The organism is Paenibacillus nicotianae (assembly GCF_042681745.1).
In the GTDB taxonomy this organism is placed as follows: domain Bacteria; phylum Bacillota; class Bacilli; order Paenibacillales; family Paenibacillaceae; genus Saccharibacillus; species Saccharibacillus nicotianae.
The window spans coordinates 1,998,860-2,015,207 of the sequence record NZ_JBHUGF010000010.1 but is presented as its reverse complement, the minus strand read 5'-3'; the positions used below and the strand labels follow the sequence as shown (position 1 = coordinate 2,015,207).

Sequence of the window (16,348 nt, the reverse complement as noted above, 5' to 3'; positions counted from 1 at the left end):
ATAGTACATTATATTCAGTTTATTCATGATCCAAATATGTTTTATGGACTAATCATATTTGTTAAAATAATTAAAAAAGAAGCGCCACTCCTATGTATAAGCGAGTGGTGCTTCTTTTTGATATTAGATCAAGATTTCAAAAAAATCAAAAGATCACTAAACAGAATCTTATGAACCGTTATAACGATCTAAAATACTTGTTTTGTTAGAGCTATCATATACAAATCCATAAATCTTTTTGTTCATATTGCTATAGGCACTGTCAATTTCTTCAGCGACACTATTGAACAATGTATTGGTTTGATATGAAGTTAATGAATTCCAATCGCCTTTGTTAGCATAGATACGGAAAACGATTTCTTCATCATTATCGTTAGACAATTCGATCGACAATTTAACACCTTTGTACGTACCAAAGTCATTATTCAATGTCGTTTGAACAGTGCTCAAATCAACATTTGAACCGATGATGATACTGTTACTGCTATTCGTTGAGAATGTTAGTAATTTTACAGAGTTTTTGTTAACTACTGTTCCTGTTACTGTAGCGTCATCATAAGTGCTGTTATCATGAATAGCATCTACGATATTTTGCAACAATGTTCTGCGGTTAGATGTAGACAAATCATTCCATACACTTTCAGTGACTTTGATATTCACTTTCAATTTGTCTGAATTACCTGTCAATTCAATATTAGCACTTGTGCCTTTGTAATCAGCATAAGAATTGTTAAGTGTTGTTTGTAGCTTATTCAATGTAGTGCTGTTTGAATTGGAGCTAGTATTGTTGTTTTTCAAATCTGTAATTTGAGTATTTAAGCTTGTAATTTGAGCTTGCAATTGAGCAATCGTTGTATCTTTTGTTGTGTTTTGTGCTGTTGCTGTATTCAATTGCAATTGTAGATTTTGAATTTGAGAATTCAATGTGTCTACAGTTGTTTGAGGCACTTGAGTTGTTTTGTCAGCTACATTTACGATTTTGTTTGTATTGTCCCAAGTTACTTTTTTATCAAATACATCACCCATCATACGAAGTGGAATGTATGTAGTACCGTTTACCATAAATGGTTCTTGGCTGGCATCTACAGTCACTTCTTGGTTGTTGTAAATGACTTTAATGTTGTTGTACATTGCTTTGAGTTGCTTGGTCGCTTGAGAAGCATAAGTGCTATTCACAAAAATACTGCCGGAAATAGCAAGAGCGGACACAGTAGCAATAATCACAGGTTTTTTTCTTAGTTTCATGTTGTTCGTCGAGCTCCTTTTTTTCTAGATTTGGAGATATACTTTTTTACTATACGTAATCTAAAGTATGACCCCTTGATAGTACTTTTTGTTTTTGCTCGGTAGGTTGAGCATGACCATTCCTCGTATAGTATGACGAAGTGTGTGTAAAATATGTTGCTATAAAGATGCTGATTTCCAGAAATTCGACATCAGACCGTCGATATTCCTCTATCAGAGACTAAATTTTATCACAAATACAGGTAGGAAAGAAACCCAACGCCTTTTTTGAATCCTTTGTCTTGTAGGACATCATGACGAAATACCTATCATCTCGTTTGCTTCTTGTATTTCGATTGGTATAAAATAAGTAAAGTTAGAGTATTACCAAATTGGCTTGATAAAGGAGTTTTGACGTTGAATAAGACCGGATTCGAACGCGGTGAAGTGAATGGAATACGTGTACATGTAATGCCAACTACACGATTCAAAACATTTGCCGTTTCACTTTATATGGGAACACCTCTTGCAGAAGATACAGTTACTCCTACAGCTTTGATTCCTTTTATTTTGCGTAGAGGAACAGCCAAGTATCCAGAAACAACACAATTTCGTGAAGCTTTAGAAAATATGTATGGTGCAGGATTTGGATTTGACGTATACAAAAAAGGCGATTACCAGATGGTGCAATTCCGTATGGATACGATCAATGATTCGTTTGTATCGGCGGATGAGTCGCTGTTAAAACAAAGTATTTCGTTTTTAGGGGATGCAGTAACCAATCCTGTACTCGAAAATAATGCTTTTCGTGAAAAATATGTAACCGCAGAGCGCGAAAATGTTCGTAAACGCTTGGAGTCTGTAGTGAACGATAAAATTCGTTATGCTGCGGAACGTTGTATTCAAGAAATGTGCAAAGATGAACCTTATCGCTTAAACGCTTTGGGACAACTAAGTGATCTGGACGGGCTTAATGGCGCTAACGTATATGAACGTTATCAACAATGGCTTGAAAATAGCACGATGGATCTGTATGTGGTAGGCGATACTACACTTGAAGAAGTATTAGAACTTGTAGGCAGTCAATTTGCTCGCAAAACAAATACTCAACATGCTTACAAAATATCTATTCCACGCTCTGCTGGTGCAGAAGTTAAACGTATTGTTGAAAAAATGGAAATTAGTCAAGGTAAACTGAATATGGGATTACGTACACCGATTACTTACGGAGATAACCGTTATGCTTCTGCATGGGTAGCGAATGGTATTCTAGGTGGTTTCCCACATTCTAAATTGTTTACCAATGTACGTGAAAAAGAAAGTTTGGCTTATTATGTAGGCTCACGCTTTGATCCATATAAAGGAATTACGACGATTCAATCAGGAATCGAAATCCAAAACTTTGATAAAGCATTAAATATTATTCAAGAACAATTGGCTAATCTGCAAGCTGGAGAAATTAGCGAATCAGAGATTAGTCAGACCAAAGCGATGATCCGTAACGACTTGTTAGAGTCTCGTGACTCTGCATATCAAATGATCGGGTATGATTTTAATGGTCGTTTTGCAGATAAAGATCGTCCGGTAGAACAACTATTGTCTGAAGTAGAATCGGTGACACCAGAGCAGATCCAGTCTGCTGCGAGTGTATTAACACTTGATACGATTTACTTCCTTACGACAGAACAGAAGGAGGCATAATTATGGAAAGTATCCGCTATGATCGTTTACAAGAAACATTATATTTCGAAACTATGGATAATGGACTACAAGTATATGTGCTTCCAAAAGAAGGATTTCAAAAAACGTATGCTACCTTTGCTACCAAATATGGCTCTGTAGATAATCATTTTCAGGTAGAAGGACAAGAAGAAGTCAAAGTACCTGATGGTATTGCTCACTTTTTGGAGCATAAAATGTTTGAAGAACCTGATGGTGTAGATGTATTTTCTAAATTTTCTGTTAAAGGTGCTTCTGCTAACGCATTTACTAGCTTTGAGCAGACTGTATATTTATTTTCGGCAACGGAACAGATTGAAGACAATTTAGAAACTTTGCTTAACTATGTACAAAACCCTTACTTTACTAAAGAAAATGTAGATAAAGAAAAAGGGATTATCGGTCAAGAAATTCAAATGTATCAAGATAATGCTGACTGGCGTGTATATTATGGATTGCTAGAAGCTATGTATCAAAAAAATCCGTTGCGTATCGATATCGCAGGTACAATTGAATCGATTAGCACGATAACGAAAGATACGTTGTATGAGTGTTACAACACATTCTATCATCCTTCTAATATGATGTTATTTGTAGTAGGTGGAGTCGATCCTGCTACAGTTATGGAGCAAGTACGTTCCAACCAACAAGCGAAAGATTACCAACCACAAGGTTCGATCAGTCGTTTCTTTGAAGAAGAACCGGTAGCTGTAGGTGAGCCCTGGCATGAAGTTCGTTTGCCTGTGTCAGAACCTAAATGTCTATTAGGTCTTAAAGAAGTCGAAAATGGTCTTACAGGTGAAGCACTGCAACGCCGTACACTAACTACTAAGCTGATGCTTGATTTGTTGCTTGGTAATAGTACACAGTTGTATCAGACTTTATATGATGAAGAACTGATTTCTGATGATTTCGGAAGTGATTATAGCAGTACAACAGAGTACGGTTATTCGATGATGGGTGGAGATACCCGCGATCCGAAGCTACTTGTACAGCGTCTGCAAGAAGAGATCAACAAAGTAATTGCTACAGGTTTTAGCCAGGATGCGTTTGATCGTGCGTTACGCAAAAAAATCGGTGGGTACTTGCGGATGCTAAATTCGCCTGAAAGTATTGCTCATGAATTTACACGCAATCGTTTCCGTGATAGCGACTTTTTCGATATTCTTCCTATCTATGAATCACTAACTGTGGAAGATGTGAATGCTCGCTTGCGTGAACATATGAATTGGGATCAACTGGCTGTATCGGTGGTTGTTAGTCCGTGAATCAGCCTCAATCTATAGGTGCAAGTAGCAAGCCTTTTTCTCAAATGACTGTACTGATTACAGGGGCAAGCAAAGGGATAGGCGCTGCGACAGCAAAGCGATTTGCTATGGCTGGAATCAATGTGGCTGTTCATTATCGCAGTTCACATGAAGAAGCTAATGATGTGGCTCGTATTTGTCTGGATTACGGTGTGAAAGTATTGACGATTGCAGCAGATCTGCGCAGTATGGAGCAGATTAAGCGAATGCGTGATAAGTTAGACCAGCATGATATGCTACCTGATATTTTGGTCAATAATGCAGGGATTGCTCATTATGGTATGCTTACCGATATGACAGAGCAAGATTTTGACGATGTTATAGCAACAAATCTCAAAAGCGTTTTTCTTTGTACTCAAGTGTTTATGCCTTATATGATCAATCAACGTTATGGACGGATTATTAATGTATCTAGTGTCTGGGGCATCACAGGCGCTTCTTGTGAAGTATTGTATTCAGCCAGTAAAGGTGGTATCAATGCTTTTACCAAAGCGTTAGCCAAAGAACTAGCCCCTTCAGGTGTGACTGTGAATGCCATCGCACCTGGAGTAGTCCGTACTGAAATGATTGCTCATCTGGAACCAGCGGAGATTGAATCGCTAGAAGAAGAGATTCCCGCAGGGCGAATCGCTGAACCGGATGAGATTGCTTCAATGGTTTACTTTTTGGCTTTACCTGAATCAGGTTATATGACAGGTCAAGTAGTCAGTCCTAACGGTGGATTTTTGACCTGATCTTGTTAGAGATCAACAATATTTCATACTATGAAGGAGCTTCTATATTTAGGTATAGAAGCTCCTATTCATATCATGCTATAATCATGTAGTTTGAGTGATTACGAAGTTGTTACTGTCTGCTTCTTGCCTTTCTATTTTATTTTATATATCATTAACGTGTTAATGACTTTGCATTGAACAGCAGAAAAGGGTCGGAGTTGGTCTAGACTATCTGCTTTGATGACTATATAGCAGTGCGATTATAAAAATAAATGTTTGATCCATCGACATAGGATTCGGGCTATAAAGTATTCATGCGATAGAAAGGTTAGAGGTGAACGTGGAACTAAAACAGTGGTATTTGGAATACAGGATACATAAAAATCGTCCTGGTCTATTGGGAGATGTAGCGTCTTTATTGGGTATGCTGAATGTTAACATTTTGACCATTAATGGTGTAGAGGGTAAGACACGTGGTATGCTATTAGAGACGGATGATGATGAGAAGATTCGTCTACTTGGCGATATGCTTGCCAAAGTTAGCAATATTACAGTGACGGCTTTGCGTCAACCCAAGCTTGTTGATATTCTAGCTGTACGTCATGGACGTTATATTGAGCGTGATTCGGATGACAAAAAAACATTCCGTTTTACAAGAGATGAATTAGGCTTACTGGTTGATTTTTTAGGTGAAATCTTCAAACGTGAAGGCAATCAAATTATCGGTTTACGCGGAATGCCGCGTGTTGGTAAAACAGAATCGATTATTGCAGGTAGCGTATGTGCGATGAAACGCTGGACATTTGTGTCCTCGACATTGCTAAGACAAACCGTACGAAGTCAATTGTCTGAAGAGGAAAACAATCCAAACAATATCTTTATTATCGATGGAATTGTAAGTACGATTCGTTCCAACGAACGTCACCATCAATTGTTGCAAGATATTATGGCGATGCCAAGTACCAAAGTCATCGAACATCCCGATATCTTTGTGCGGGAATCCGATTACGAATACAGTGATTTCAACATTATTATTGAATTGCGCAACAATCCGGGAGAAGAGATCGTCTATGATACATTCACGGAAAGTTATGCGGATGATATATAAAAAGTCAAAAAACATTCTAAGCAGGAGGTAATAGTATGTCAGATCTAGGTCGGCAGTTAAGGGATGCCCGCCTTGCGAAAGGTTTATCACTTGATGATGTGCAAGAAATGACCAAAATACGTAAACGCTATTTGGAAGCAATCGAAGCAGGAGATTTTAAGGTGCTTCCAGGAAGTTTTTATGTACGTGCATTTATTAAAACGTATGCGGAAGCGGTAGGTCTTAGTGCGGACGAGTTGTTACAAGAGCATCAAGACGATGTTCCAGAGACCGAAACAGAAGCAGTGATGGAACCGGTAGTGCAACAAAGGCGAGCGGCAAGAAGAACATCTTCATCAGGAGCACGTAGCGGCAAATGGTTATCAACCACATTAATGTGGATATTCCCATTGTTGATTGTTGTCTTGGTTTATATTTTTGTAGTGCGTAACGATAATGGTGCTCCTGAAGTGGCAAGCAATAACAAAGGTCAGCAGCAACAAGAAGCGACGACTAACCCAACAACCACTACACCGCCAGCGACTACAACACCTGAAAGTACAACAACGACTCCAGAAAGTACAACAACCACACCACCTACTGGAGGAGGAACAGAGCAAGAACAATCAACACCTGATGCAACAGGTACGGATGAAGAATCTACAGATTCTACAACACCGTCTACAGACACAGCGTCTCAACCTGTGGTTACACAAGCAGGCAAAGAAGGAAGAAATACTATTTTCAACGTGAATTATACGGGTACTACACCGCTTAAAGTAAATATCAAAGCAACAGGTCAAAGTTGGCTTGAAGTATACAAATCAGCAGATTCAAGCGGAGAGCGTTTATTTTTCAACAATACCGAAAGTGGACAAGATCTTTCTTACGATCTAGGTGATACAGGATTGTATATCAAATCCGGTAATTCTCCAGCTACAGATATTACTATCAATGGACAATCGATTACAGATGGTAAAGCAACGTCACGTATTGTTTTAAAATTAGTAAAAGAAGCTGCTACAGATAGTAGTACTGATTCTACAAGTACATCTACTGATTCTTCTACAGATGCAACAACTGACGAATCAACTTCTACAGAGACAAGCGGAAATTAATGGTCAGTCACACAAAAGGACATACCTTCAAGCTGCCATAAGACAGCAGATTAAGGATGTCCTTTTTGTGCCATTAGACTTGTAACAACATATATTCTATAATTTTACCTAAAAGGGGGAGATCACATGGCAGATAGTTCATTCGATATCGTGTCCAAAATGGATATGCAAGAAATGACCAATGCTATTACTCAAACGGAGAAAGAATTAGCGAGCCGTTTTGATTTTAAAGGAAGTAAAAGTAGTCTAACTTTGGAAAAAGAAACATTAGTCGTTGTGTCTGATGACGATTATAAGTTAGGTGCTTTGATCGATATTTTGCAATCCAAAATGATTAAAAGAGGATTGCCAATCAAAAATATAGAATATGGAACGATAGAGTCAGCTTCGATGGGAACAGTACGTCAGCGACTCAAATTAAAACAAGGTATCGATCAAGAAAACTCCAAAAAAATCAATACATTGATTCGTGATGCGAAGCTGAAAGTAAAAAGTCAGATTCAAGGCGATCAGATTCGGGTTACCGGAAAGAATAGAGATGATTTGCAAGCAGTGATTCAATTGCTTCGCAAAGCTGACCTTACTGTGGATCTTCAATTCACCAATATGAAATAACCATGGTTTTATCCTATTTGATATAGAATTGATGGAGGCAGTAAAAGTATGAAACAAAAGATGCAGGCGGGAGCAATTACATATCATTGGTTCGCTGTGGACAATAGATACAGCAAGGAGGATACACAATGAATTTACCTAACCGCATAACGCTTACACGTATTTTCTTAGTACCAGTGATGATGTTGTTCCTGCTCGTTAATTTTTCGTTTGGAGAAGGGCTTTTAAAAATCGGAGCATCTTTTGAGGTTAGTTATAACGATCTGATTGCCGCATTGATTTTTATTATTGCAGCCAGTACAGATGGAATTGACGGACATATCGCTCGTAGTCGTAACCTGGTGACGAATCTAGGCAAATTACTTGATCCTTTAGCTGATAAATTATTAGTATCAGCGGCTTTGATCTCTTTGGTTGCTTTGGGTAAATGTGAAGCATGGATGGTTGTAGTTATTATCAGTCGTGAATTTGCAGTAACAGGACTTCGTCAAATTGCTTTATTAGATGGCAAAGTAATGGCTGCTAGCAATTGGGGCAAAGCCAAAACGATTACACAAATTATTGCGATTTCCGCTTTGATGATTAACAATTTTCCGTTTGCTTTACTAGGTATTCCGTTTGCAGACATTATGATCTGGATAGCTACCTTGATCACAATCTATTCAGGGATTGATTATTTTGTCAAAAACAAATCAGTTATTCATTTTTCTGAATAAACCCCTGTTTCTGTTTAACAGCAAATAGGTGATATAACAAGTAATACAGAGTCAGTGGCAATAGGGTTCTCTCTATTGCCTTTTACTTTTGTCATCAAGATAAACTGTTTATGTTTAAGCAGTTACATCACAGAGCAACCCTAATAACGAGGAGGCACTTGTAATGAAAGCAGAAATTATTGCAGTAGGCACAGAACTATTATTAGGTCAAATTACCAATACGAATGCCAGATATTTATCTCAACAATTATCATATATAGGAATAGATGTATATTATCAGACGGTAGTGGGAGATAACTTGAATCGACTAAAACAAGCGATTGAGCTTGCAAGTAGCCGTGCCGACGTTATTTTATTTTCAGGTGGGATTGGGCCTACTCAAGACGATTTAACCAAAGATGCGTTAGCTGAAGTGCTAGGAAGATCTATTTATATAAATCCTGCTTCTATGGAAAAAGTTGCAAGCTTTTTTGAAGGTAGAAATATTGCGATGACTGAAAACAATCGCCGCCAGGCATTAGTGATTGAGAATAGCCATGTATTGGCAAATTCAACAGGGCTTGCTGTGGGGATAGCGATTGAAGATAAAGAAAAATATTATATCGTGTTACCAGGGCCACCGAAAGAGCTACAGCCTATGTTTGAAAATGAAGCTAAACCTTGGTTGCTAGAACATGTATTAACAGACGAACATCCTATCTATTCGAAAATGCTTAAATTTGCTGGTATCGGTGAATCAGCACTGGAGGAAGCATTAATTGATCTGATTAGTGCTCAAAGTGATCCTACTATTGCTCCGTATGCAAAAGAAGCTGAAGTCACTATTCGTCTGACAACTAAAGCTGCCACAGAAAAAGAAGCAATGGTCAAACTCAAACAGATGGAATCTCAAATTCGAGAACGCTTGCCTGATCATATGTATGCTGATCAAGATATAGCAATAGAAGAACAGATTTTACTTATGATGACCGGGATGAAGTTGACACTAACAGCAGCAGAGAGTTGTACAGGTGGTCTACTGATGCAGAATTTAACCGCTATTCCGGGAAGCGGAAATGTTTTTATGGGTGGAATCGTCTGCTATTCCAATGAAATGAAAGAAAAAATGTTGAATGTTCCGCGGGAATTGTTAGAAGGCGAAAATGCACCAGGAGCAGTAAGTCAGGAAGTAGCAGAAGTATTAGCTGATGAAGCGAGAAAAATGCTAGATACGGATTTTGCTGTTTCTATTACTGGTGTGGCTGGGCCAGGATCTTCAGAACGCAAACCTGTAGGCTTGGTATATGTCGCTCTAGCAGAACGCAATCAACCGACACAGGTATTTGAATTAAATATACGTGGGAATCGTGAGTCGATTCGTGTTCGTGCCGCCAAAAGTATTCTATACCGCTTGTGGCTTCGTTTAAGTGAACTTCAGAAGTAATCTGTAATGCAATTAGAAAATGTATTTAGAGGTATGTAGTGGATGTTTTACGAGTTCAAGCATATGTTGCAATCCATAGTTCTACTATGGTAAAATAAGGACAGACGGAAGAACCGCAGCAAATTTATTTGTTGCGGTTTTTTTTATGTTTATACCCTAAAAAGTAAAAAAAGATAAGCGAAAAATGAAATTCATGATAATTACCAATTAATGTAATTTAATATGGATTTCATATCAAAAACACGAATATATGTTCGAAAAAAGCTTGGCAAATGAGAAAAAAAGTAGTATAATTAGAGTATAAATAAGAAGAAGAGGGACGTGAGTTTATTGTCAGATCGTCGTGCAGCGTTAGATATGGCGCTTCGTCAAATAGAGAAGCAATTCGGTAAAGGTTCAGTTATGAAACTTGGAGAATCCACTCATATGCAAGTTGAAGTTATTCCTAGTGGATCTATTGCGTTAGATATTGCTTTAGGTACAGGCGGTATGCCAAGAGGACGTATTATCGAAATATACGGACCAGAATCTTCAGGTAAAACAACTGTAGCACTTCATGCAATTGCAGAAGTTCAAAAAGCTGGAGGACAAGCAGCATTTATCGATGCAGAGCATGCGCTAGATCCTCAATATGCTAAAAACTTGGGTGTTAACATTGATGAATTATTACTTTCTCAACCAGATACAGGTGAACAAGGTCTAGAAATCGCTGAAGCACTTGTACGTAGTGGTGCTGTGGATATTATTGTTGTCGATTCTGTAGCAGCATTGGTACCAAAAGCAGAGATCGAAGGCGAAATGGGAGATTCTCACGTTGGTTTGCAAGCACGTTTGATGTCTCAAGCTTTGCGTAAATTGTCTGGTGCTATCAGCAAATCCAAAACAATCACGATCTTTATCAATCAGCTTCGTGAAAAAGTTGGAGTTATGTTTGGTAACCCTGAAACGACTCCAGGTGGTCGTGCGCTTAAATTCTACTCTACTGTACGTTTAGATGTACGTCGTATAGAAGCAATCAAAAACGGTAACGATGTTGTTGGTAACCGTACACGTATCAAAGTTGTTAAAAACAAAGTTGCTCCTCCATTCAAACAAGCTGAAGTAGATATCATGTACGGAGAAGGTATCTCTAAAGAAGGTAGCTTGATCGATATCGGTGTAGAACATGACATCGTAAATAAAAGTGGTGCTTGGTACTCTTACGAAGGTGAACGTATGGGTCAAGGTCGTGAGAACTCTAAACAATTCTTGAAAGAAAATCCGCATATTGCAGATATCATTGAACAAAAAATCCGTGTATCTAGCAATTTGACAACTGTTGTTGAAGAACCAACTGCTGAAGAAAAAGAAAAAGAGAGTCTTGAAGAGCAAGAATTATTCTCTAAAGCAACTGAATAATCACTTTAAGATGCTTCAAGATTAAATCCTGTAGCGCCCAGGACGTGAAATACGTTCAGGGCGCTTTTTATTTATATCTACTAGATTACATTTGGATGATATCTGAAAATCATAGCTACTTTAAAATATAGATAGACGAAAGGAAACAATTATGGCTGATTATCGTCGTTATTCTAAAAAACCATCCAATACTACATCTGAACCAGAAGGTGATGAAGATTGGGATATCTACGCAGATGAAGGAGAACGCTTAGATGGGTTTCCAGAAGAAGGTGAAGTAGAGATTACCGCTGTAACCCCTCTGCGTAAGCCTAGGCATCATTATAAGTTATCTTTTGGGGAATTGGCTCTTATGGTGCATGAAGATGTCATGATCAAATATAGGCTGTTAAAAGGCATGTCTTTTTCTAAACAAGAACTAGAGGATATTGTTATTGCGAATGAACGCCAGACAGCGTATGCCGAATCTTTAAATTATTTAAGTCGTAAAGCACGAACTCGTACTGAAATTGCACGTAAGCTCAAAGAAAAAGAAATTCATCCTGAAATTATAGAAACTACGCTGGTGCGATTACAACAAGAAAAATTGATCGATGATGAACTCTATGCACAACAATGGGCGAAACAAAGAGTAAAAAGTCAGAAAAAAGGTAAAGTATGGATTAGACAAGAATTACGCCAAAAAGGTGTAGATAAAGAAAATATTGAGCAAGCTTTGGAAGATATCGATCCTGATGATGAAATAGCAAGTGCTACTATTTTGGCAGAAAAAAAATGGAAATCGACTTCGGGAGAAGTTTTTGATAAAAAAAGAAAAACGATGGCTTTTTTAATGAGAAGAGGATATTCTTCGGATATTGTAAGGAAAGCTTTGGACGCTGTTCAACAAAAACCAGAAGATGATTGGGAATAACGACCAAAATCCAAATATAATAAAACAGAATAACAGGTTATTTTATAGTAACAAACTTGACATCAATAAATACGGTTAAGGCAATTGCTTGACAATGTCTTTTGGCAAATAATAAAATGTACTTGTGCAGATTGTCATTTTTACGTCATCTTTTCCCGGCAGGTGATAAGATGAATGTGATCATGGATTCTGTAGCAAGGCATTTCTGAAGAATTTTAGAATGTTTGATCTCCCTATGAACAGGGAATTAGCACATGTACCCGCATGAGCAATGGAACGAATGCATAAGGGACGAATCATCGATTAACCAATGAACATGTAATTCCCAGGGAATACCTTGGAGGAATCAGCGAGGAGGTGAACAGAATGGAAGTTCTCTGGACCACAATTCTCGTTGTTGCCGCATTATTCTTTGGGTTCTTGGTCGGATATTTTATTCGCAAGTCTCTTGCAGAAGCTAAAATTTCTAGTGCTGAACAAGCTGCTATCCAAATCGTAGAAAGTGCGAAGAAAGAAGCAGAAGCACAAAAGAAAGAAACAGTTCTGGAAGCAAAAGACGAAGTGCACAAACTCAGAACTGAAGCTGAAAAAGACATTCGTGAGCGTCGTAATGAAAATCAACGCCTGGAAAGACGATTGTTGCAGAAGGAAGAGTCGCTGGATAAAAAAATTGAATCATTAGAACGCAAAGAAGAACAAGTGGCTAACAAAGAGAAACGTATTGAAGAGACTCAGCAACAAATCGAACAACTTCACACCAGTCAGGTTGCAGAACTCGAACGAATTTCTAATCTGTCGATGGAAGATGCTCGTGGTATCATTTTGAGCAACGTGGAACAGGAAGTTCGCCACGAAACATCACAAATGATCAAGGATATTGAACAACAGGCGAAAAATGAAGCAGACAAACGTTCTCGTGAGATTATTACTCTTGCTATTCAACGTTGTGCTGCTGATCATGTAGCCGAGACTACCGTCTCTGTTGTCACCTTGCCTAATGAAGAAATGAAGGGCAGAATTATCGGACGTGAAGGTCGTAATATTCGTGCATTGGAGACACTTACAGGTATCGATTTAATTATCGATGATACTCCTGAAGCAGTTATCCTTTCTGGATTTGATCCGATCCGTCGTGAAATTGCCCGTACAGCTCTTGAAAAACTGGTAGCAGATGGACGTATACATCCTGCAAGAATTGAAGAAATGGTGGATAAAGCGCGCCGCGAAGTGGATGAGCGTATTCGTGAATACGGAGAGCAATCTACATTTGAAGTTGGTGTGCATGGACTTCATCCAGATCTGATCAAAATTTTGGGTCGTCTCAAATTCCGTACCAGTTACGGTCAAAACGTACTCAAGCACTCTATGGAAGTGGCTTACCTTACAGGTCTGATGGCTTCCGAATTGGGTCAAGATATCACATTAGCGAAACGTGCAGGTTTATTGCATGATATCGGTAAAGCATTAGATCACGAAGTAGAAGGTTCTCATGTAGAGATTGGCGTAGAGTTAGCTAAAAAATACAAAGAACATCCAGTCGTGATTAACAGTATTGCGTCTCACCACGGCGATACGGAAGCAACTTCTATCATAGCGATGCTTGTTGGTGCAGCAGATGCATTGTCTGCCGCAAGACCAGGCGCACGTCGTGAAACATTAGAAACGTATATCCGTCGTCTGGAGAAACTAGAAGAAATCTCTGAATCCTTTGAAGGCGTAGAGAAATCTTACGCTATTCAAGCCGGACGCGAAATTCGTGTAATGGTTCAACCGGATAAAGTAGATGATGCAGATAGTTTCCGTTTGGCACGCGATATTACCAAAATGATCGAAAATGAACTGGATTACCCAGGACATATCAAAGTCACTGTTATTCGTGAAACGAGAGCAGTCGATTACGCAAAATAAAGAACGAAGAGAAAAAGTGACCTGTCAATCAGGTCACTTTTTCTCTTCGTGGACGGAGGAATTATCATTAAAGTTATTTTTATTGGAGATATTGTAGGAAGTACAGGTCGTAAAGCGATTAAAGAGACGCTACCTCGGTTAAAATCAAAGTATACCCCGGACATCATCATAGCCAATGCCGAAAATTCTGCTTCAGGTCGAGGAATCACAAGAGGGATTGCTCGTCAACTTTTTGAAATGGGTGTACATGGTATAACAATGGGTAACCATACATGGGACAACAAAGAGATTTTTGAATTTATAGATGATGAACCTCGTATGATTCGTCCCGCTAACTTTCCTCCAGATACGCCTGGACGTGGATATACAATTATCAAAGCTGGCGGTAAGCAGCTAGGTATTGTTAATCTACAGGGTCGTACCTTTTTACCAGCGATCGATTGTCCTTTTCGCAAAGTCGATGAGATTATGGATGAGCTAAAAGGGAAAGTGAATTGCGTATTAGTTGATTTCCATGCAGAAGCCACTTCAGAGAAGATTGCTATGGGATGGCATTTGGATGGTAGAGCTTCTATGGTCGTTGGTACACACACTCATGTACAAAGTAATGACGATACCTTGCTACCTGGCGGAACTGCTTATTTGACCGATACAGGGATGGTAGGATCATATGAAGGCGTACTCGGTATGCAGCGTGATGCGGTATTATATAAATTTCAAACACAGTTGCCAGCACGTTTTCAAGTTTGTGAAGGCAAATGGCATTTTCATGCTGTGTATGTGGATATAGACGATCAGACAGGTAGAGCGAAAAAGATCGAAAAGATTCGCATGTATGAAGATGAATGGCATATGGAATAGTTTCAAGTGTGAGCAAGGTGTTTAAAATCTTTATAAATTTTCTCTGAAAATAATCGATTTTTGATTTAATTCAGAAGGAACAGTAGAGATGTTGTCGAATATTATCTACTAATCATGGAATCAAGCCATCATTCATTCCCAGGGGAGGTACTTATCATGGAAGTATTAAAAGTTTCAGCAAAATCCAACCCGAATTCTGTAGCAGGAGCATTGGCAGGTGTATTGCGTGAAAGAGGTGCCGCTGAACTTCAAGCGATTGGAGCAGGTGCCCTTAATCAAGCGATTAAAGCAGTAGCTATTGCCCGGGGATTCGTAGCACCAAGTGGAGTTGACCTGATTTGTATTCCAGCCTTTACGGACATTGTGATTGATGGAGAAGACAGAACGGCCATGAAATTGATTGTAGAACCTAGATAATACTGCTGCTATCCTGAACGTAAGTAGATGACTATCATTTTAACGATGGTAGTGTATCCCTCTTGCAACAGAGATGATGGTGAAAGTAGTCATTTGTTTGAATACTTGGGACCTGTAAGCTTGTTTTATAAGCTTGGAGGTCTTTTTGCTGAGTTGCTTTTCATTTGTAGGGCAAAAGATGTATAATAAAGTAGCATGCATTTTGCAAATGTGCGAGTATGTGCGTTTTGTTACAAAGTGCAAATGAAAAAGAGAATATTAGAGGAGTGAGTGATTACATGAGTAAAATCGTATCTGTAGGCGTGTCAGCACGTCATATTCATCTAAGCCAAGAACATATCGAAGTATTATTTGGTGAAGGTTACCAATTAACAGAATTTAAACCTTTGTCTCAACCAGGACAATTTGCTGCTAATGAAACAGTTGCTGTTGTAGGAAGTAAAGGAAGTTTTGAGAAAGTTCGCATTTTGGGACCTGCTCGTCCAGCGACACAATTGGAAATTTCTCGTACGGATTCTTTTGCAATCGGAGTTAAAGCTCCAGTTCGTGAGTCTGGTAAAACTGATGGTACACCGGGTATTCTTCTTAAAGGACCTGCCGGTGAAGTACAAATCGAAGAAGGCGTGATTGTTGCAGCACGTCATATTCATTTCCATACTTCTGATGCAGAAAAATGGGGAATCAAAGATCAAGACTTGTTGAAAGTTCGCTTGTCTGGTGAACGTGGTCTTATTCTTGAAAACGTCATTGCACGTGTATCGGATTCATTCAAATTAGATATGCATATTGATACAGATGAAGCAAATGCTGCTGGTGCAGCAACTGGCGATACTGCTGAAATCATCGATTAATTATAGATTGATCACAGAAAGCCTATTTCGTTCTTTATGAAATAGGCTTTTTTGTTATTCTTTTTTATGATACAT

Annotated in this window: 15 protein-coding genes; 14 read left to right on the top strand and 1 reads right to left on the bottom strand. The window is 38.6% G+C overall.

Features of this window, described 5'->3' with window-relative positions; translation table 11 throughout:
- Nucleotides 1-168 precede the first annotated feature (168 nt).
- Nucleotides 169-1,245 (bottom strand): stalk domain-containing protein, encoded by a 1,077-nt coding sequence (locus ACFSGI_RS12885; protein ID WP_204824522.1) that lies wholly within the window; start codon nt 1,243-1,245, stop codon nt 169-171.
- A 396-nt stretch (nt 1,246-1,641) separates the two neighbouring features.
- Between ACFSGI_RS12885 and yfmF the strand changes: the two genes are divergently transcribed.
- The 14 genes from yfmF (at nt 1,642) to pduL (ending at nt 16,273) form a co-directional block, all read left to right on the top strand.
- Nucleotides 1,642-2,925 (top strand): EF-P 5-aminopentanol modification-associated protein YfmF, encoded by a 1,284-nt coding sequence (gene yfmF / locus ACFSGI_RS12880; protein ID WP_204824521.1) that lies wholly within the window; start codon nt 1,642-1,644, stop codon nt 2,923-2,925.
- A gap of 2 nt (nt 2,926-2,927) precedes the next feature.
- A complete protein-coding gene (yfmH, locus tag ACFSGI_RS12875; RefSeq protein ID WP_204824520.1) occupies nt 2,928-4,211 on the top strand; it encodes an EF-P 5-aminopentanol modification-associated protein YfmH in 1,284 nt (427 codons plus the stop codon).
- 44 nt (nt 4,212-4,255) lie between these two features.
- Nucleotides 4,256-4,984 (top strand): elongation factor P 5-aminopentanone reductase, encoded by a 729-nt coding sequence (gene ymfI / locus ACFSGI_RS12870; protein ID WP_204825017.1) that lies wholly within the window; start codon nt 4,256-4,258, stop codon nt 4,982-4,984.
- Nucleotides 4,985-5,306: 322 nt separating this feature from the next.
- Nucleotides 5,307-6,074, top strand: a complete 768-nt coding sequence (locus tag ACFSGI_RS12865; protein WP_069327324.1) for a DUF3388 domain-containing protein — start codon at nt 5,307-5,309, stop codon at nt 6,072-6,074.
- Between the two features lie 35 nt (nt 6,075-6,109).
- Entirely contained in the window at nt 6,110-7,171 is a 1,062-nt protein-coding gene (locus tag ACFSGI_RS12860) for a helix-turn-helix domain-containing protein (RefSeq protein WP_204824519.1), read from the top strand.
- 126 nt (nt 7,172-7,297) lie between these two features.
- On the top strand, nt 7,298-7,786 hold the full coding sequence (locus ACFSGI_RS12855) for a YajQ family cyclic di-GMP-binding protein (protein ID WP_204824518.1): 489 nt from the start codon (nt 7,298-7,300) through the stop codon (nt 7,784-7,786).
- A gap of 128 nt (nt 7,787-7,914) precedes the next feature.
- On the top strand, nt 7,915-8,502 hold the full coding sequence (pgsA, locus tag ACFSGI_RS12850) for a CDP-diacylglycerol--glycerol-3-phosphate 3-phosphatidyltransferase (protein WP_204824517.1): 588 nt from the start codon (nt 7,915-7,917) through the stop codon (nt 8,500-8,502).
- Nucleotides 8,503-8,665: 163 nt separating this feature from the next.
- Nucleotides 8,666-9,925, top strand: coding sequence for a competence/damage-inducible protein A (locus ACFSGI_RS12845; protein ID WP_204824516.1), 1,260 nt, complete (start codon nt 8,666-8,668; stop codon nt 9,923-9,925).
- Nucleotides 9,926-10,255: 330 nt separating this feature from the next.
- Nucleotides 10,256-11,323: a recombinase RecA gene (gene recA, locus ACFSGI_RS12840; RefSeq protein WP_204825016.1), complete on the top strand. Its 1,068-nt coding sequence runs from the start codon at nt 10,256-10,258 to the stop codon at nt 11,321-11,323.
- 151 nt (nt 11,324-11,474) lie between these two features.
- Nucleotides 11,475-12,236 carry a regulatory protein RecX gene (locus ACFSGI_RS12835; protein WP_204824515.1) on the top strand — a complete coding sequence of 254 codons (762 nt, stop codon included), beginning with the start codon at nt 11,475-11,477 and terminating at the stop codon, nt 12,234-12,236.
- A gap of 366 nt (nt 12,237-12,602) precedes the next feature.
- Nucleotides 12,603-14,144 carry a ribonuclease Y gene (gene rny / locus ACFSGI_RS12830; RefSeq protein ID WP_069327318.1) on the top strand — a complete coding sequence of 514 codons (1,542 nt, stop codon included), beginning with the start codon at nt 12,603-12,605 and terminating at the stop codon, nt 14,142-14,144.
- Between the two features lie 66 nt (nt 14,145-14,210).
- Complete coding sequence (locus ACFSGI_RS12825) at nt 14,211-15,005, top strand: TIGR00282 family metallophosphoesterase (protein ID WP_153226900.1); 795 nt, start codon at nt 14,211-14,213, stop codon at nt 15,003-15,005.
- Nucleotides 15,006-15,161: 156 nt separating this feature from the next.
- Nucleotides 15,162-15,422 carry a stage V sporulation protein S gene (locus tag ACFSGI_RS12820; RefSeq protein WP_017813748.1) on the top strand — a complete coding sequence of 87 codons (261 nt, stop codon included), beginning with the start codon at nt 15,162-15,164 and terminating at the stop codon, nt 15,420-15,422.
- A 278-nt stretch (nt 15,423-15,700) separates the two neighbouring features.
- Nucleotides 15,701-16,273, top strand: a complete 573-nt coding sequence (gene pduL, locus ACFSGI_RS12815) for a phosphate propanoyltransferase (protein ID WP_204824514.1) — start codon at nt 15,701-15,703, stop codon at nt 16,271-16,273.
- The last annotated feature ends 75 nt before the right edge of the window (nt 16,274-16,348 follow it).